The sequence below is a fragment of the Dactylosporangium cerinum genome (genome assembly GCF_042653625.1).
Classification (GTDB): Bacteria; Actinomycetota; Actinomycetes; order Mycobacteriales; family Micromonosporaceae; genus Dactylosporangium; species Dactylosporangium cerinum.
The window spans coordinates 94,832-112,931 of sequence record NZ_JBHSIU010000070.1 but is presented as its reverse complement, the minus strand read 5'-3'; the positions used below and the strand labels follow the sequence as shown (position 1 = coordinate 112,931).

Annotated in this window: 12 protein-coding genes; 11 read left to right on the top strand and 1 reads right to left on the bottom strand. The window is 71.3% G+C overall.

Going from position 1 to position 18,100, the window contains the following annotated elements:
- Positions 1 to 128 precede the first annotated feature (128 nt).
- The gene (locus tag ACFPIJ_RS46665; RefSeq protein ID WP_380125980.1) at positions 129 to 1,040 is read right to left on the bottom strand and encodes an ADP-ribosylglycohydrolase family protein; all 912 of its coding nucleotides are present in this window, start codon (positions 1,038 to 1,040) and stop codon (positions 129 to 131) included.
- A gap of 37 nt (positions 1,041 to 1,077) precedes the next feature.
- Here ACFPIJ_RS46665 and ACFPIJ_RS46660 point away from each other — a divergent pair, with 37 nt between their 5' ends.
- The 11 genes from ACFPIJ_RS46660 to ACFPIJ_RS46610 all read left to right on the top strand — a co-directional run bounded on the left by ACFPIJ_RS46660 (position 1,078) and on the right by ACFPIJ_RS46610 (position 18,080).
- Complete coding sequence (locus ACFPIJ_RS46660) at positions 1,078 to 2,301, top strand: YncE family protein (protein WP_380125944.1); 1,224 nt, start codon at positions 1,078 to 1,080, stop codon at positions 2,299 to 2,301.
- Positions 2,302 to 2,344: 43 nt separating this feature from the next.
- Positions 2,345 to 4,141 carry an HSP90 family protein gene (locus ACFPIJ_RS46655; protein ID WP_380125943.1) on the top strand — a complete coding sequence of 599 codons (1,797 nt, stop codon included), beginning with the start codon at positions 2,345 to 2,347 and terminating at the stop codon, positions 4,139 to 4,141.
- Complete coding sequence (locus ACFPIJ_RS46650) at positions 4,131 to 6,941, top strand: hypothetical protein (protein ID WP_380125942.1); 2,811 nt, start codon at positions 4,131 to 4,133, stop codon at positions 6,939 to 6,941. The genes ACFPIJ_RS46655 and ACFPIJ_RS46650 overlap by 11 nt, the downstream gene beginning before the upstream one ends.
- A gap of 52 nt (positions 6,942 to 6,993) precedes the next feature.
- Entirely contained in the window at positions 6,994 to 7,617 is a 624-nt protein-coding gene (locus tag ACFPIJ_RS46645; protein ID WP_380125941.1) for a TetR/AcrR family transcriptional regulator, read from the top strand.
- A 68-nt stretch (positions 7,618 to 7,685) separates the two neighbouring features.
- Positions 7,686 to 9,038: an acetyl-CoA carboxylase biotin carboxylase subunit gene (locus ACFPIJ_RS46640; protein ID WP_380125940.1), complete on the top strand. Its 1,353-nt coding sequence runs from the start codon at positions 7,686 to 7,688 to the stop codon at positions 9,036 to 9,038.
- Positions 9,035 to 9,928, top strand: coding sequence for a hydroxymethylglutaryl-CoA lyase (locus tag ACFPIJ_RS46635; RefSeq protein WP_380125939.1), 894 nt, complete (start codon positions 9,035 to 9,037; stop codon positions 9,926 to 9,928). The genes ACFPIJ_RS46640 and ACFPIJ_RS46635 overlap by 4 nt, the downstream gene beginning before the upstream one ends.
- A 134-nt stretch (positions 9,929 to 10,062) precedes the next feature.
- Positions 10,063 to 10,989 (top strand): hypothetical protein, encoded by a 927-nt coding sequence (locus tag ACFPIJ_RS46630; RefSeq protein ID WP_380125938.1) that lies wholly within the window; start codon positions 10,063 to 10,065, stop codon positions 10,987 to 10,989.
- Between the two features lie 259 nt (positions 10,990 to 11,248).
- Positions 11,249 to 12,868 (top strand): chaplin family protein, encoded by a 1,620-nt coding sequence (locus tag ACFPIJ_RS46625; RefSeq protein WP_380125937.1) that lies wholly within the window; start codon positions 11,249 to 11,251, stop codon positions 12,866 to 12,868.
- A gap of 163 nt (positions 12,869 to 13,031) precedes the next feature.
- Positions 13,032 to 14,534 (top strand): acyl-CoA carboxylase subunit beta, encoded by a 1,503-nt coding sequence (locus ACFPIJ_RS46620; protein ID WP_380125936.1) that lies wholly within the window; start codon positions 13,032 to 13,034, stop codon positions 14,532 to 14,534.
- 12 nt (positions 14,535 to 14,546) lie between these two features.
- The gene (locus ACFPIJ_RS46615) at positions 14,547 to 15,704 is read left to right on the top strand and encodes an acyl-CoA dehydrogenase family protein (protein ID WP_380125935.1); all 1,158 of its coding nucleotides are present in this window, start codon (positions 14,547 to 14,549) and stop codon (positions 15,702 to 15,704) included.
- 48 nt (positions 15,705 to 15,752) lie between these two features.
- Complete coding sequence (locus ACFPIJ_RS46610; RefSeq protein ID WP_380125934.1) at positions 15,753 to 18,080, top strand: MMPL family transporter; 2,328 nt, start codon at positions 15,753 to 15,755, stop codon at positions 18,078 to 18,080.
- Positions 18,081 to 18,100 lie beyond the last annotated feature (20 nt).

Below are 18,100 nucleotides of genomic sequence, written 5' to 3'. Positions count from 1 at the left end.
CGTCGCCAAAAAACCTTGATACGCCCGGATGGGTGTCTGGGGTGAATGTGCAGCTCAGTTGGGCTTTAAGGAAACCCGTTCGGGCATGATCGTTTGGGTGAAAACGGTTCACTGATCACGTAGAGTGTTTAGACCCAGCTGGGTAGCGGTTCACGGTGCTCGATCCACTGCAGCGGAACGCCGATCGTCCCGCGCGCGGCGTCGTCGCCGACACCGGTGTGCGCCGCGATGACCCCGCCGGCGATCGCGCACATCGAGTCGGTGTCGCCGCCGGCCTGGACACAGGCCGCCATCGCGCTCGGGTAGTCATCGAGATGGGTCGCGGCCACCCACAGCGCGAAGGGCACGGTGTCCTGCGCCAACGCGTGGGAGCCGTTGCCGAGGTCCGCCGCCACGTCGCGGGGATCGGACTTCTCCGACATGCGCACGGCCCGGCCGATGCCGTCGCGGACGTCGGACGGCGGCAGCTGGTTGAGCACCATCCGCAGCAGTGATTCGCGCGGCGTGTGCCGGGCGGTCAGCGACGAGGCCAGGGCCACCGCCACGGCGCCGGACACCCCTTCCGGGTGCCGGTGGGTGACCTCCGCCGACAGCGCGGCCTGCCGGACCGCGACGTCCGGGTCGTCCGCGAAGAACGCACCGAGTGGCGCGACCCGCATCGCCGCGCCGTTGCCGGACGAGCCCCGGCCCGAGAACAGCGCACCGGCCGCGGTCTGCCACGGGACCCCGTCGCGGATGCTGGACAGCAGCGAGACCGAGCCGCGGCCATAGCCCCGATCGGCGCTCCACCGCTGCGCGAACGCGGTCGCCAGCCAGCCCTGATCGACCCGGCCGTCGCGGCGGAGCCCCTCGAACAGGGTGCAGGCCATCTCGGTGTCGTCGGTCCAGCGCCACGGCGCCGGCGGTGGGGCGAACACCGCGCCGTCCTCGAACGGCGGGTGCATTTCGAAGGGTGCGCCGAGCGCGTCACCAACGGAGAGTCCGGTCAGGCTGTCGACTGCGGCGCGGAGATCCACCTGCCGAAAATAGTCGATGCCCACGGGGAACGAGACCTGCGGATCGCGGCTCGTGCTGGACATGAAGCGTCGTGAACTGTTCGGCCTGGGCGGGGTCGTCCTCCTGGCCTCCTGCGGGTCGGCCGGAAAGCCCCGCCCGGTCGAGCCCGGTGAACTGCTCGCCGTTGCCGTCAGCGACGGCCTGACCGTCGTGGAGTCCGGCACCGGGCGCCGGATCGTGGCACCCGCCGCGACCCTCGCGACGGCCGACCGCAGGCGGCTCGTCAGCACCGTTGCCGAGTCGGGCACGTCGCGCGTCGTGACCCGGGACGCGCGCACCGGCGACCTGGTCACGCAGACAACGGTGCGGGGCGCGGGGCGGCTCGCGGCCGTCGCGCCGGACGCCGGCCTCGTCGCGCTCGTCGACGGCGACCCCGATGGGCGGCTGGAGACCACGATCATCGTCGCCGGGCCGGCGGGGGAGCGGCACCGGCTGAAACTGCCCGGGTTCGTCCAACCAGAGGCGTTTTCATCGGGTGGCACGAGCCTCTTCGTGCTGGACATGCTGCCGCCCGAGCACCCCGACCACTACCGGGTGCGGGTCCTGGACCTGGCCGCGGGGCAGGTCAACGCCTTGAACCTGCCGGGGGAGAACGCGGGGGTGAAGGTCCTCGTGCCGGAGGGCGCGGAGGAGGAGATGCGGGGCGAAGGCCGGCAGGCGGTCTTCGACCCGAAGCGGGAGCGGCTCTTCACCCTGTACAGCCACCAGCCGGACCACCTACACGTCCGGGACCTGCTGCACCCCGAGACCGGGGCGCGCGACGGCAAACCCGAGGTGCACCCGTTCGTGCACACGCTCAACGTCGCCGACGCGTGGGCGGTCTGCGTCGACCTGCCCTCGTCGTTCGGCACCGGGGCGGTCGAGGGTCTGACGATCGCGCAGCACAACGACGAGGTCTGGGTCGCCGACGCCGGCAAGGGGGTCCTGGCGGTCATCAACGCCGACGCCCTGGCGGTCATCCATGAGCAGGCGTTCCAGCCGGTGACCGGCCGGGCCCGGCTGGCGGTGTCGGGGTCGGCGGCATACCTCGCGGCCGGCCGACAGGTCCAGGTGTTCGACGTCGGTGCCAAGACCGTCCGGGCGACGTGGGCCCTGCCCGGCGACGCGCGGGGCGTGGCGGTGTCGGGGACGCAGGTGTACGTGGGGCAGCCCGACGGCGTACACCGGCTGGATCCGTCGACCGGGGCGACGACCGCGACCGTTTCGGTGCCCGGCCTCACCGCCGTGGAGGGCGTCATCGGGTGAGAACGGGGCGGAGAATGTCGGTGGGTCGCGGTAGCGTGCGCCCGTGGATCGGACGTTCCAGGTGGACCTGCGCGGGGTTGTGGACCTGCTCAGTCACCACCTCTATGCAAGCCCTCGCGTCTACGTGCGTGAGCTGCTCCAGAATGCCGTCGACGCGATCACCGCGCGGCGCGCTTCGGCCGTCGCCGGGGATCCACCCGTGCCGGCCCGGGTGCGCATCGAGCCGCCGGATGTGACCGGCGACGGCACCCTGCGCGTGTCCGACACCGGCATCGGGCTGACCGAGGAGCAGGTCCACCAGTTCCTGGCCACGATCGGGCGCAGCTCCAAACGCGACGACTTCGGCTTCGCCCGCCACGACTTCCTCGGCCAGTTCGGCATCGGCCTGCTCTCCTGCTTCCTGGTCGCCGACGAGATCCGGGTCCTCACCAGGGCAGCGGAACCTCAGGGCAGCCCGACGGTGCTGTGGCGCGGCTTCGCCGACGGTCGCTACAGCGTCGCGCTCGCCGGCGAGGACCGCCTGCAGGTCGGCACGACCGTGACGCTGGTGCCCCGGCGCGACGCCGACCAGTGGCTGGTGCGGCGGACCGTGACCGAGCTCGCCACGCTCTATGGCTCGCTGCTCCCGGTGACGGTCGAGGTCGGCGACGTCGAGGTCACCGGCGACGGGCTGCCGTGGCGCCTCGGCGGCGAGGACCGCCGGCAGCGGCTGGTCGCATACTGCCAGGAGGTCTTCGGGTTCACCCCGTTCGACATCGTGGAGCTGGCCGTGCCGGAGGCTGGGCTGACCGGGGTGGCGTTCGTGCTGCCCACGCCGGCCAACCCCGCGGCGCGGGCCGGGCACCGGGTCTATCTGAAGCGGATGCTGCTCGCCGAGGGCGCCGAGGGCGTCCTGCCAGAGTGGGCGTTCTTCGCCCGCTGTGTCTTCGACGCCGGCGAGCTGCGCCCGACCGCGAGCCGCGAGGCGTTGTATGAGGACCAGCTGCTCGAGTCGACCCGTGAGCTGCTCGGCGATCAGCTGCGCGGCTGGCTGGTCCGGCTCGCCACCCGCGACCCGCGGCGGCTGACGGAGTTCCTGGAGATTCATCACCTCGGGGTCAAGGCGCTCGCGGTCCACGACGACGAGATGCTGCGGCTGGTCGAGCGCTGGTGGCCGATGGAGACCAACACCGGCCGGATGACCCTCGCCGACTTCCGTGCCCAGCACGGCCTGGTGCGGTATACGGTCCAGGTCGACGAGTTCCGCCAGATCGGCGCGGTCGCCGCCGCGCAGGGGATGCCGGTGGTCAACGCCGGCTATGTCTATGACGCACAGCTCATCGAGCGGCTGCCGCTCATCGAGCCGGGCGCGCTCATCGAGCGGGTCGAGCCGAGCGACCTGACCACCCACTTCGACGCGCTGGAGCCGGGGCTGGAGCTGGCCAGGCGGCCGTTCGTGGCCAGGGCGCAGCGGGCCATGGACCGGCTCGGCTGCGAGGTGGTCCTGCGCGCGTTCGACCCGGCCGGCATGCCGGCGATGTATCTGGTCAACCGCTCGGCGGCGTTCGCCGCGGAGCTGCGGGCGACCCGGGAGCGGGTCGACGAGGTGTGGGCCGACGTCCTCGACGCGCTCGCCCGCACCGACGAGGAGGACCGGCCCCAGCTGGTGCTCAACCATCGCAACCCGCTGGTCCGGCGGGTCAGCGAGCTGGCGGACGAGGACCTGGTGCGGCTCGCCGTGGAAGGGTTGTATGGCCAGGCGCTGCTGCTCGGCCATCATCCGCTGCGACCGGCCGACGCGGCCCTGCTCAACAGCTCATTCCTGGGTCTGCTCAACAAGGCGGTCGCACATGAAGACTGAAGACGAGCTGTGGGGCCTGCTGCGGGAGGCCGACCACATGCCCTATGGCAGCGGGCAGATCGCGCTGGTCGAGCAGATCGTGCAGCACGCCGACGCGGGCGGCTTCGACGAGCTGCGCTTCGCGGCCAGGATGCAGGCCACCACGGCATACGTGCACGGCGGGGAGACCGCGAAGTCGTTCGTGACGTTCTCGTGGTGCCGCGCGGAGTATGACGCGCACCCGGACCGCTTCGACCGGCACGCCGAGAGCCTGCTGCTGTGGCAGTTCAAATACATGGTGTCGGGGCTGCTGAAGTTTCCCGAGGTGCCGCTCGGGCGCACCCGTGACGTCCTCGACGACATGGAGCGCCGCTTCCGGGCCGGCGGGCACAGCCTGCAGGCCGTCTATTCGTATCGGCATGCCGTGGCCGCGCACGTCGGCGACCCGGCCGCCGACGAGTGGTATGAGAAATGGTGCGCGACGCCCCGCGACGACAACTCCGACTGCGTCGGCTGCGACCCGACCTCGAAGGTGTATCACCTGGTGTCGGCCGGCGACGACGAGGCGGCGGTCGCGCTCGCCCAGCCGGTGCTCGCCGGTCAGCTCACCTGCGCCGAGCAGCCCCAGTCGATCCTGACGTCGCTGCTCCTGCCGTATCTGCGCACCGGCCGGCTCAGCGACGCCGCCGACGCGCACCGCCGGGCCTACCGCAGCCTCCGCGGCAACCTGGCCGACCTGCAGCGCATCGGCGAGCACGTGGTGTTCTGCGCGCGGACCGGCAACGAGACCCGCGGTCTGGAGATCGTCGAGCGGCACCTGAGCTGGCTCGACAAGGCGCCGCACCCGCAGGCCGACATGTGGTTCTCCGCCGCGGCTGCGCTGCTGCTCGGCCGCCTGGACGCCGACGTGCTGATCGGCGACGTGCCGGCGCCGGAGCTCGCCGAGCGGCTCGCCGCCCGGGCCCGGGCCCTGGCGGCACGGTTCGACGCGCGCAACGGCACCGCCAACATCGGCACGCTCATCGAGGCCCGGCTGCACGCGGAGCCGATCGTGGAGCACCTGCCGCTCAGCGCCGTCGCCCGCACGCTGCGGGCCGGCGCCACCGTCCCGGCGGCCGCCCGGGCCGCGGCGGGCCCGTTGCCGAGCGACCCGGCCGGGCTGCTCGACCGTGCGGAGGAGCTGTTCGACGAGTATCGCTTCACCGAGGCCCGCGCCGCGTGGCAGCGCTTCGACGAGTTGCACCCGGAGCCGCCGTTCGCGCTCGCGGTCCGGCGGGTCGAGGGGCGCGGCCGGATGGCCGGCGTCGACCAGGCGCCGGAGCAGGCCGAGGCCGCGTTCCGGGAGGCCGCCGCGGGCTACCGCACGCTCGGCGATGAGCTGGCCGCGCTGGTCGCCGAGGCCCGCGCGATCCTCGCCCCGGACGCGCAGGAGCGGCAGGAGGAGGTCCTGGCCGAGCTGACCGCGGTCACCGAGCGGATCGTGGCGATCGGTGACGCCGACACTCGCGCGGAGGCACGGCTGCGGCTGGAATATCCGCTGCTGGCGCTCGACCGGCTCGACGACGCGCTCGCCGCCGTCGACAGCGCGATCGCCGAGGAGCCGCCCCGGCCGGCGCTGCGGGCGGAGCTGGCCGGTCGGCGCGCCCGGTGCCTGCTGGTGCTGGAGCGGTTCGAGGCGGCTGCGGCCGCCGCCGCCGACTGCCGGGAGCAGTATGGCCGGCTCGGTGACCCGCCGCCGGTCGCGCTCGCGGCGCTGATCCACGGTCACGCCCTGGCCAACCTCGAACAGTTCGACGCCGCCGTGCAGGCGTTCGACGCGGCGCTCGGTGCCGCCGTCGAGCGCGACCCGCGACTGTCGGCGCTGGTCGGCCGGGCCAGGGCCAGGCTCGCCGGTGGCCAGCCGGCCGAGGCCGTCGACGATCTCGTCGAGGCGATCGCCGATCACGTCGCGCACGGCGAGGACGCCCCGGCCGCGATCCTGCGGTTCGACCTTGCCAGCGCCTATGACCAGGCGGGTCAGCCGCTCGACGCGGCCGAGGCGGCGGAGAGCGCGATCGACGTGCTGGACCAGATCGGCGCGCAGGACCACGCCGACCAGACCCGGTATCTGCTGTCGCGGATCTACCGCGAGCTCGACGAGCCCGACCAGGCCCTGGCGCTGCTGGAGACCCTGGCCGGCAACCTGGACGGCTTCGACAACCTGCAGTCCCGGGGCAGGATGCTGCAGGAAGCGGCGCAGCTGCTCTACCGGATCGACCGCGACGCGCAGGCGGCCGAGAAGTTCGCCGCCGCGGCGGCGGCGTTCAAGACGGCCGGGTCCAAGGCGGCGGAGGCAGTCCAGGCCGAGCTGTATTGCCGGCGGATGCGGGCGCTCGCGCTGCGCTGGGCCGGCAGCATCGAGGACTCGCTCACCGCGCTGGCCGAGGCCGACGCGCTCGTGACGGAGCTGGCACGCACTGTGGGCGCGTCCGAGGCGTGGCTGGTGTGGCACCAGGCGATGCTCGACTGCGACGGGGCCCGCGTCCACCTCGGTGCCGGCCAGGGCGACGAGGCCCTGGCCAGGATCAAGGGCGCAGCCCGCGCGCTGCGCGGTATCGGCGCGTTCGGTGACGCCCTCGAGGCCGACCTGCTGCACGCCGAGCTGCTCATGCGCTCCGGTGAGCCGGCGGCCGCGGAGCCGTTGCTGCGCTCGGTGCTCGGCACGGCACCCGCGGGCTCGCAGGCGGGACAGAACGCGGCCTGGATGCTGGCCGAGGCGCTCGAAGCCATGGACCGCCCGGCCGAGGCCGCCGAGATCCGACAACTCCATCTCGAGCAGTGATGAACTTAACGACCGTTCAGCACTTGCCTTGACACCCGGTTAGGCTTTGCCAATGACGCTGGAACAATCGGCCGTCCGCCCACCTGCACAGACCCGTGGCGCCGGCCCCGCCGGACAACGCCGCCGCTCACGGCGCGAGGAGATCCTCGAGATCGCCGTGGGCCTGTTCGCGACCCGTGGCTACCACGGCGTGTCGATGGACGACATCGGTGCGGCGGCCGGCGTGACCGGTCCGGCGCTCTACCACCACTTCGCCGGCAAGGAGGCGATGCTGGCGGCCGCCCTCATCCCGGTCAGCGAGCAGCTGCTCGCCGGCGGCCAGAAGCGTATCGCCGAGGCGTCGGAGAACCCAGCCGCGGCGCTCGCCGCGCTGGTCGACTTCCACGTCGAGTTCGCCCTGGCCAACCCGGCCGTCATCGCCCTGCACCTGCACGAGCTCGACCGGCTGCCCGAGGAGCCCCGGCGGCAGATCCGCCGCCTCCAGCGGCTGTATGTCGAGGAGTGGGTCAACACGCTCACCGTGCTGCGCGAGGAGCTCAATGCCGGCGAGGCCCGCGTCCTGGCCCATGCCGCCTTCGGTCTCATGAACTCCACGCCGTTCCTCGGTGGTGAGGTCGATCGGGCCCGCCGCGCCGAGCTGCTCCGGGCCGCGACACTCTCCGCGCTGCAGGGGTGACCCTCCGGGGGTTATCCACAAGCCAGTCACGTGTAAACCCACAGAGTTATCCACAGGAGACGCTCCGCATGCTGAGTTCTCTGCTCGTCGCCAACCGCGGAGAGATCGCCCGGCGGATCATCCGCACGGCACGCAGGCTGGGGATCCGCACCATCGCGGTGTACTCCGAGGCCGATGCCGGGCTGCCGTTCGTCAGCGAGGCGGATGAGGCGGTGCTGATCGGCCCGGCCAACCCGGCCCAGTCGTATCGCAACGCCGAGGCGATCCTGGCCGCGGCCAAGTCGACCGGTGCGGAGGCGATCCACCCCGGCTACGGCTTCCTGTCGGAGAGCGCGGCCTTCGCCGCCACCGTCGTCGAGCAAGGTCTCATCTGGGTCGGTCCCGGCCCGGAGGCGATCACCGCGATGGGCGACAAGATCAACGCGCGGAACCTCATGGCCGCCGCCGGGGTGCCGGTGGCGCCGGGCACCACCGACCCCGCCGCCACGGTCGAGGACGCCCTCGCCGCCGCGACCGGGATCGGCTACCCGGTGATGGTGAAGGCCGCCGCCGGTGGCGGTGGCATGGGCATGGCCGTCGCGGCCGACGACGCCGGCCTGCGCACCGAATATGAGAAGGTCCGCAGCTTCGCCGAGCGGATGTTCGGCGACGGCGCGGTGCTCATCGAGCGGTATTTCCCCCGGGTGCGCCACATCGAGGTGCAGATCCTCGGCCTCGCCGACGGCCGGGTCGTCGCCCTGGGTGAGCGCGAGTGCTCGGTGCAGCGCCGCAACCAGAAGCTGGTCGAGGAGACGCCGTCGCCGGCCCTCGACCCCGGGCAGCGGGCCGACCTGCTCGCCGCCGCCGTCCGGGCCGGCGAGGCGGTCGGCTACCGCAACGCCGGCACCGTCGAGTGCCTGTTCGACCCGACGTCCGGACAGTTCTTCTTCCTGGAGATGAACACCCGGCTCCAGGTCGAGCACCCGATCACCGAGGCCGTGTTCGGCGTCGACCTGGTCGAGGAGCAGCTGCGGGTGGCGTCCGGCCTGGCGCCGGCGTTCGACCCCGCCGCGCTGCGGGTCACCGGGCACGCCATCGAGGTCCGGGTCAACGCCGAGGACCCGAAGCGCTTCCTGCCCGGTCCCGGGGCGATCACGTCGTGGGTCGAGCCGACCGGTCCCGGCGTGCGCGTCGACGCCGGGTATGGCCCGGGCACGGTCGTCACGCCCAGCTACGACTCGCTGATGGCGAAGCTCGTCGTGCACGGTGCCGACCGGGCGGACGCCCTGGCCAGGCTGCGGACCGCGGTCGCCGGCTTCGAGGTCGTCGGCCCGAAGGTCAACCTGCCGTTCTTCGCCGAGCTGCTCGACAACGCCGAGTTCGTCTCCGGCGACTACGACACCGGCATCGTGGGCCGCATGCGCAGCGGAGGTGTGCGTTGAGCTTTGTCTCCATCCGCGAGGTCGGTCCCCGCGACGGCCTGCAGAACGAGGACCCGGTCCCGGCCGGAGCCAAGGTCCGGCTGCTCGACGCGCTGTCGGCGACCGGGGTCGGCCGGATCGAGGCGGTCTCGTTCGTCCACCCGAAGGCGATCCCGCAGATGGCCGACGCCGACGAGGTGTGGGCGGCCGCGCGGAAGAACCCGGCGGTCCACTACTCGGCGCTGGTGCCCAACTCGAGGGGCGCCGAGCGGGCGCTCAAGGCCGGCTTCGGTGAGATCGAGGTCGTCGTCTCCGCGTCCGAGACGCACAACCAGCGCAACGTCAACCGGTCGACCGGCGAGTCCCTCGACGACATCGCCGGCCTGATCGACCTGCTGCACGGCGCCGGCGCCACCGCCGAGGTGATCATCTCGACGAGCTTCGGCTGCCCGTTCGAGGGCGACATCGACCCGGCGCGGGTGCTCGGGATCGTCGACCGGGTCGTCGCCGACGGCGCCGACCGGATCGCGTTCGGCGACACGACCGGTATGGCGACGCCCCGCCGGGTGCAGGACGTCGTCGGGCTGGTCCGGGACCGTCATCCCGACATCCCGCTGCTGCTGCACTTCCACAACACCCGCGGTGCGGCCCTCGCCAACATCCTCACCGCAATGCGGATGGGGATCACGGAGTTCGACGCGAGCGTCGGCGGGCTCGGCGGTTGCCCGTATGCACCGGGCGCCACGGGCAACGTCGCCACCGAGGAGGTCGTGCACCTGCTGCACGACATGGGCTACGAGACCGGCATCGACCTGAAGGCGCTGATCGAGGCGGCCGCGATGGCTCAGGAGATCGTCGGGCGGGAGCTGCCATCGGGCGTGCTCAAGGCCGGTCCGCGAATCCCTTTCTGACGCCGGCTGTCCCACTTGTGCCCGATTCGCCGGGATAGTGGCGTGTCCCCGGCCGGGACGGTTCGTTGCTCAGTACGGAAACAGTCACATGTGGGGCGTCAAGCCCGACATTGAGCCCGTACTGAGAGGCGGCCATGGCTCAGAGGAGCGAGCGCAACCCGCGCACGACCCGCTGCGCCCGGTCTGCTGCCCGGATCGCCGTCCGGGGTCTGGTCGTCGCCGGTTTCGCCGGTGTGGCCTGGCTGCTGTCGGCGTCGGCGGCGCACGCCTCCGACTCGTCGGGCTCCGACGGTTTCGCGTCCGGGGCTTCCCTGATCGCGCCGGTGACCAACCTGGTCACCGGGGCCGGCGGCTCAGGACTCGACCTGCTCGACCTCGGTGCCGTCGGCAGCCGCCACGGCGCCTCCGGCGGTCACATCGGGTCCACCGGTGTGCCCTCCGGCGCGACCAAGCATGAGTCGAAGCGTGACCTGCTCACCGGGACGGTGCTGACCGTCCTGCAACCGGTGACGGGCACCGTCCTGACGACGACCGGCAGGGCCACGGACAAGGCGGCCAGCAAAGCCGTCACTCCGGCATCCGTCAAGATGTCCCGCTTGACGACGGTGAACGCGTTGAGCGCCACGAACTCACGCACCAAGAGGCCGGCAAAGGCCGGCATCAAGAACGCCCGAAAGACGCAGACGCAGGAGCCGGCCGTCCAGGCCGAGCCGGTCGGCGTCGGGTCGACACGCGTCGTCATGTCACGTGCCCTGGACCAGTCCGACCGGCTCGACGCCGGCGACGCCACGCACGTGAAGCCGGTCGCGGACCGGACTGAAGCGCAGGGTACGCGCCACGTGCCCCTGCTGCCCCGCCCGGCGCCCGTTCCGGCGCCGGCGGTCGGTATCACCTCGGGAGCCCCGGGCAGCGGTTCGGGCCTCAACCACGACGGTGGCGCCGCCGCCACGCTGCCCGCCGCACCGGCCGGCACGAAGGTGCTCACCTTCCGGCTGGACGCGGTCGAAGACGCCGAGCTACGGCTGCTCGCAGCCGAGAAGCCGACAGCCTCACCCGACTGAGGCTGGCCGGCCAGCCGACGCGAAGCGAAGCGGGCCGAGCCGGGGCCAGCCAGGGTCCGTTGACCCGCATCGACCACATCGCGGCATCTCGCAATACCGAACACGCACCATCCGGGCGCACGTCGACAGGGCGGAGCCGGGCAGAGCCTGCCCGCACGCAGGTTCGCGGCTCTGATCCGCGCCCATCGAAGCAGCACCTCAACAGCAGCACTTCAGCAGCACTGAAGAGAAACACCTACCGAAGGGTCTCACTTTCACCATGAAGACGTGGGTTCGTAAGTCGCTCAACGTGGGCGTGCTTTCCGCGGGCTTCCTGCTCATCTCGGGCGGGGCCGCGCACGCCGACTGGACGACTGGCTACAACGCCGGCCTGCTCAACGGCAATCAGTTCGACACCACCCTCCAGCTGCCGATCAACGTCTGCGGCAACTCGATCGCGGTGCTCGGCTTCGCCGACGCGTCCTGCGGTGGCGGCGCCGCGGCGATCGACACCGAGAGCGCGACGACCGAGGACTGGACCACTGGGTACAACGCCGGTGTCGCCAACGGCAACCAGTTCGACACCACGCTCCAGGTGCCGGTCAACGTCAGCGGCAACGCCGTCAGCGTCATGGGCTTCTCGCAGGCGTCCAGCCAGGGCGGCGCGTACGCCGTCAAGGGCGGCCTCGGGTCGGACAACGGCCGGGGCAACGGCCACGGGCACGGCCGCGGTCACGGTCACGGGCACGGGCACGGCAACGGCAACGGCAACGGCAACGGCGGCTACAACGCCAACAACAACGGTGGCTACGCCGCCGACGCTGACGCCGACGGCGACTACACCGAGAGCACCGGGAACCGCACCGAGGACTGGACCTCGGGCTACAACGCGGGCCTGCTCAACGGCAACCAGTTCGACACCACGCTGCAGGTGCCGATCAACCTGAGCGGCAACGCGATCAGCCTGTTCGGCTTCTCCAGCGCCCAGAGCGCCGGCGGTGCCTGGGCGGTCAAGGGTGAGAGCGCCTCCACCGAGAGCGCGAACACCACCGAGGACTGGACCACGGGTTACAACGCGGGCCTGCTCAACGGCAACCAGTTCGACACCACGCTCCAGGTGCCGGTCAACGTCTGCGGCAACGCGATCGCGGTGCTCGGCTTCTCCAGCGCCTCCTGCGGCGGCGCCGCGGTCGCCGTCGACGGTGACGGCTGGGGCGGCGGCAACGGCAACGGCAACGGGCACGGCCACGGTCACCACGGCAACGGCGGCGGCAACGGCGACTGGGACGACGACTGGGACGACAACGGCAACGGCAACGGCGGCTACGGCGACGACGACGCCGACACCAACGGTGGCTACGGCAACAGCAACCACCACGCCAACCCGAACGCGTACGGCAACGCCGCGGGCAACGCCAGCAACATGAGCTCGAACGGCGCCTCGGCGTCGCACGGCAAGGCCAAGCCCAAGAAGGTCGCCAGCGAGCACGGCCGCGGCAACGGCCACGGCACCGGCACCGCGAACGACGACGGCTACGGCGGCCAGAACAACGGCGGCTACAACAACGGCGACGCCGACGACAACGGTGACGACGACGGCTACGGCGGCAACGGCAACGGTGACGACGACGGCGGCTGGGGCAACGGCCACCACGGCAACGGGCACGGCCACGGCAACGGTCACGACAACGGCGGCTGGGGCAACGGCAACGGCGGCGGCGCCACCGCGGTCAAGAACTCCTGCAGCGACTGGACCACGGGTTACAACGCGGGCCTGCTGAACGGCAATCAGTTCGACACCACGCTGCAGGTTCCGATCAACATCAGCGGCAACGCGATCAGCCTGTTCGGCTTCTCGCAGGCGTCCAGCCAGGGCGGCGCGGTCGCGTACTCCTGCTGACAGCGGTACCGGGGTCCCTCTGATCCGCAGGGGACCCAGGGCCCACGCCGGGTACACACCGACCCGTGCCCGACGAGCCATTGGTACTTGACCTCCGTTTCGGCTAACCTGAACGATCGTTAGGCATAACGATCGTTCAGGTTGCTGACGCGGAGGTCGCGCCATGGTGGAGGGTCTTCGGAAGCGGGTCGAGGCCGGCGGTGCCGAGAAGTATCACGCGGCCAACGCCGCCCGCGGGAAGCTCTTCGCCCGGGAACGGGTGGCACTGCTCGTCGACGAGGGCACCTTCGTCGAGGACGGGATGTTCGCCAACGTCATGGCCGATGGCCTCCCGGCCGACGGCGTCATCACCGGCACGGCGACCGTCGACGGCCGGCCGGTCTGCCTGATGGCCAACGACTCGACGGTCAAGGCCGGTTCCTGGGGAGCCCGCACCGTCGAGAAGATCATCCGGATCATCGAGAAGGCCTACGACACCGGCGTCCCCATGGTCTACCTGGTCGACTCGGCCGGCGCCCGGATCACCGACCAGGTCGACCTCTTCCCCGGCCGCCGCGGCGCCGGGCGCATCTTCCACACCCAGGTCCGCGCCAGCGGCAGCATCCCGCAGGCCTGCGCCCTGTTCGGCCCGTCCGCGGCCGGTGGCGCCTACATCCCCGCCTTCTGCGACGTCGTCGCGATGGTCGAGGGCAACGCCTCGATGTACCTCGGCTCGGACCGCATGGTCGAGATGGTCACCGGGGAGAAGACCACCCTCGAGGCCATGGGCGGCGCACGGGTCCACTGCGCGGAGTCCGGCGTCGGGCACTTCCTGTGCAAGACCGAGGCCGAGGCGATCGAGACGGTCCGGCGCTACCTGTCCTACCTGCCGTCCAACTGGACGCAGCCGGCGCCGGTCGCCGCCGCGGCGGACGCCACCGGCCTGCCGGAGATCCCCGCCAGCGAGCGCCAGGCCTTCGACATGCGCCGTTTTGCCAAGGGGCTGGTCGACGAGGGCTCGTTCTTCGAGATCCAGGCGCTGTGGGCGCGCGAGCTCACCACCGGCTTCGCCCGCATCGACGGCAAGCCCGTCGGTGTCGTGGCCAACAACTCGCTGTTCAAGGGCGGGGTGCTCTTCGTGGACTCCGCCGACAAGGCGACCCGCTTCGTCCAACTCTGCGACGCGTTCAACGTGCCGCTGCTCTTCCTCGCGGACGTGCCCGGCTTCATGGTCGGCTCGGCGGTGGAGAAGCAGGGCATCATCCGGCACGGCGCCAAGATGATCACCGCGATCTCCGAGGCGACCGTGCCCAAGATCTGTGTCGTGGTCCGCAAGGCCTACGGTGCAGGCCTCTACGCGATGGCCGGCCCCGGCTTCGAACCCGACGCCACCATCGCGCTGCCCACCGCCAAGATCGCCGTGATGGGCGCCGAGGCCGCCGTCAACGCGGTCTACGCCAACAAGATCGCCGCCCTGCCCGACGAGGAGACGCGCGCGGCGTTCGTTGCCGAGAAGCGCGCCGAATACGAGCGCGACATCGACATCATGCGCCTGGCCAGCGAGCTGGTCGTCGACACGGTCGTCGAGCCGGGCGCGCTGCGCGACGAGCTGACCCGCCGCTTCGCCGCCGCCACTGGGAAGAACCGTCAATTCTCGCGCCGTCGCCACGGCGTGACGCCCGTCTGAGAGGCACCTGTCATGGTCGACTTCACCCTCGGCGAGGATCTCGAAGCCCTCCGCCTCAGCGTCCGCGAGTTCGCCAACGACGTCGTCGCGCCCGTCATCGGCGACTACTACGAGCGGCACGCGTTCCCCTACGACATCGTGCGCCAGATGGGCAAGATGGGACTCTTCGGGCTGCCCTTCCCCGAGCAGCACGGCGGCATGGGCGGCGACTACTTCGCCCTCTGCGTCGCGCTGGAGGAGCTGGCCCGGGTCGACTCCTCGGTCGCGGTAACCCTCGAGGCCGGCATCTCCCTCGGCGCGATGCCGATCTACCGCTTCGGCACCGACGAGCAGCGGGCCCAGTGGCTGCCGCGGCTCGTGTCCGGCGAGGCCCTGGCCTCGTTCGGGCTCACCGAGCCGGGCGCCGGCTCCGACGCGGGCGGCACCCAGACCCGCGCCGTGCTCGACGAGACCGCCGGCGAGTGGGTGATCAACGGTTCGAAGGCGTTCATCACCAACTCCGGCACCGACATCACCGCGCTGGTCACCGTCACCGCGGTTACCGGCGTCAACCCGGACGGCTCCAAGGAGCTCTCCGCGATCATCGTGCCGAACGGCACCCCGGGGTTCACCGTCCAGCCGGGCTACTCCAAGGTCGGCTGGTGCGCGTCCGACACGCACGAGCTGAACTTCGACGACGTGCGCGTGCCGGCCGCAAACCTGCTCGGCGAGCGAGGCCGCGGCTATGCGCAGTTCCTGCGGATCCTCGACGAGGGCCGGGTCGCGTTCGCGGCGCTCGGCGTCGGCCTCGCCCAGGGCTGCGTCGACGAGTCGGTGGCCTACGCCAAGCAGCGCCGCGCCTTCGGCAAGGCGATCGGGGAGTACCAGGCCATCCAGTTCAAGCTCGCCGACATGGAGGCCAGGGCGCACACCGCCCGGCTGGCCTACTACGACGCCGCGTCGCGCCTGGTCAACGGCCGCGACTTCAAGCGGCAGGCGGCCATCGCGAAACTGCAGGCCAGCGACGCCGCGGTGACCAACGCCCGGGAGGCGACCCAGGTGCACGGCGGCTACGGCTTCATGAACGAGACCCCGGTGGCCCGCATGTGGCGCGACGCGAAGATCCTCGAGATCGGCGAAGGCACCTCGGAGGTCCAGCGCATGATCATTTCTCGTTCACTGGGTCTGTAGCGACATGGGGGATGTTGCCCTGCTTCGCCATCGTGCTTGCATACTCCGATGTTCGCGAAACTGGGCACGCTCATGGACCGCCACCGCTGGCCTGTCATCGGGGTGTGGCTGGCAGTGACCGTGGCGGGCGCGGTCTTCGGTGGTGGGCTGTTCGACCGGCTCGCCACCACGACCACCAACCGCGCGGACAGCGAGTCGGCGATCGCCCAGCAGCGCATCGACGAGCTCGCCCCCGAGGGCTCGATGGTCATCGCCGTCATCGAGGGCAAGGACGTCTACGACCCCGGGCTCAACGCCAGCGTCACCAAGGCGACCCAGGAGATCAAGGGCATGGCCGGGGTGGTGGAGGTCAACGACCTCTACAACGGCCCCGGCGGCCAGATCGGCGCCGACAACATGAGCACGACGGTGCGCGTCGAGCTCGACCCGAAGCTGAGCGAGGACGCGCGCGAGCGGCTCGAGGACAAGGTCAGGGCGCGCCTGAAGCTGATCGAGGCGCCGAAGGTCACGGTCGGCGGCACGAAGATCGCCGAGCGGGCGTTCGGTGAGCAGTCGGTGCATGACCTGGCGATCGGCGAGAGCGTCGCCCTGGTTGCCCTGCTCGTGGTGCTGGTGCTGATCTTCGGCGGGGTGATCGCCGCCGGGCTGCCGCTCGCGGTCGCGCTCGTCGGCGTGGCCGGCTCGCTGCTGCTCCTGTTCGGCCTGAGCTACGCGACGAAGGTGAGTGAGTACTCCCTCAACGTCGTGACCCTGCTCGGCATCGGCCTCGCCGTCGACTACTCGCTGCTCATCGTCGCCCGGTTCCGTGAGGAGCGGCTCCTGCACGAGCCGACCGAGGCGCTGGTCGAGGCGGTCGCGCGGTCCGGCCGGGCGGTCGCGATCTCCGGCATCGCGGTCGCGGCGACCCTCGCGGGGCTGACCGTGTTCGCCGAGCCGCTGCTCGCCGCGGTCGCGCTCGGCGGCGCCGCCGTCGTCGTCCTGGCGACGGTTGCCGCGTTGACATTGGTACCGGCGCTGCTGTCGCTTGCGAAGGAACGGATCCCGGCCGCCGGCGCCGGGCGGTTCACCTTCAAGACGGACCTGCTGGCGAAGCTCGCCGCAAAGGCGCAGCAGTCGCCCGGTCCGGTCGCGCTCGGCGTGACCGTCGGCCTGCTGGTGCTGGCCGCGCCGCTGCTCGGCGCGAACTTCGCCAATTCCGACGCCCGGGCACTGCCGCACAGCAACGAGGCGCGGCAGGCCTACGACGCGCTGCAGGCGAAGTTCAACAACGATCACCCCGAGGACGTCGTGGTGCTGCTGCAGGCCGGCCCCGAACGCGCCGACGTCCGCATGTTCATGAACCAGGTCAACAGCCAGCTGAACGCGCAGGTGTTCCGCCAGGAGGTGCGTCCCGACGTGCCGAAGGGCTGGACGGTCCTCGACCTGACCCCGAAGGGTGAGGTCGGCGGCCCGGAGAGCCTGGACCTGGTGCGCAAGCTGCGGGACATGCCGACGCCGTTCCCGAAGTGGGTCACCGGCCCGAGCGCCGAGGTCGTCGACTATCAGGAGTCCCTCGCCCGGCGGCTGCCGATCGCGGCGCTCATCGTCCTGATCGTGACCGTCGTGGTGCTCTTCATGCTCACCGGCTCCGTGGTCATCCCGCTCAAGGCCGTCCTGATGAACCTGCTGACCCTGATCGCCACCCTCGGCGTCCTGGTCGTGGTGTTCCAGTGGGGCTGGGGGCAACTGCCGCTCTTCTTCGACTCCTGGGGCGGCATCGACCTGACCACGCCGGTGCTGCTGTTCGTGTTTATCTTCGGTCTGTCGATGGACTACGAGGTCTTCCTCCTGGCGCGGATCAAGGAGGAGTACGACCAGCGCCCCGACACCAACCGGGCGGTCCTGCGCGGCATCACCAAGTCCGGACCGATCGTGACCGCGGCGGCGATCTGCATCGTCATCGTGTTCCTCGGCTTCACGGTCGGCGGGCTGGTCGCGGTGAAGGAGATCGGCGTCGGGATGACGGTCGCCGTGATCATCGACGTCACGGTGGTCCGGGGGCTGCTGCTGCCGGCGTTGATGACGATGCTCGACAGCTGGAACTGGTGGGCGCCCGGGTTCCTCCGGTCGTTGCGCGTGGCTCCGGTGACTCCGGCTGGCGCGGCGCCGCAGCGGAAGAAGGTCGTGGTGCCGAAGCAGCCCGTCAAGGCACCCACGGCTGCCGCCCCGGCTGCGGGTCCGGCCTCGCCCGCGGACGATCTGACGGTCGAGGTGCCCGCGCCCGCCGGGCGGCCGCCCGCGGAGGAGCTGACCGTCGAGGTGCCCGCATCCGTGCTCACCGGGAAGTCGCCCGCCGACGTGCCGCCGTCCGATCCGCCGCCGTCAGGTAACGCATAGATAACCGTCGTAGTTCCGAC

Bases quoted from the DNA above. Each gene is read 5' to 3' on its own strand.
- ACFPIJ_RS46660 (WP_380125944.1), top strand. From the start codon at position 1,078: ATGAAGCGTCGTGAACTGTTCGGCCTGGGCGGGGTCGTCCTCCTGGCC.
- ACFPIJ_RS46650 (WP_380125942.1), top strand. From the start codon at position 4,131: ATGAAGACTGAAGACGAGCTGTGGGGCCTGCTGCGGGAGGCCGACCAC.
- ACFPIJ_RS46645 (WP_380125941.1), top strand. From the start codon at position 6,994: ATGACGCTGGAACAATCGGCCGTCCGCCCACCTGCACAGACCCGTGGC.
- ACFPIJ_RS46640 (WP_380125940.1), top strand. From the start codon at position 7,686: ATGCTGAGTTCTCTGCTCGTCGCCAACCGCGGAGAGATCGCCCGGCGG.
- ACFPIJ_RS46630 (WP_380125938.1), top strand. From the start codon at position 10,063: ATGGCTCAGAGGAGCGAGCGCAACCCGCGCACGACCCGCTGCGCCCGG.
- ACFPIJ_RS46625 (WP_380125937.1), top strand. From the start codon at position 11,249: ATGAAGACGTGGGTTCGTAAGTCGCTCAACGTGGGCGTGCTTTCCGCG.
- ACFPIJ_RS46620 (WP_380125936.1), top strand. From the start codon at position 13,032: ATGGTGGAGGGTCTTCGGAAGCGGGTCGAGGCCGGCGGTGCCGAGAAG.
- ACFPIJ_RS46615 (WP_380125935.1), top strand. From the start codon at position 14,547: ATGGTCGACTTCACCCTCGGCGAGGATCTCGAAGCCCTCCGCCTCAGC.
- ACFPIJ_RS46610 (WP_380125934.1), top strand. From the start codon at position 15,753: ATGTTCGCGAAACTGGGCACGCTCATGGACCGCCACCGCTGGCCTGTC.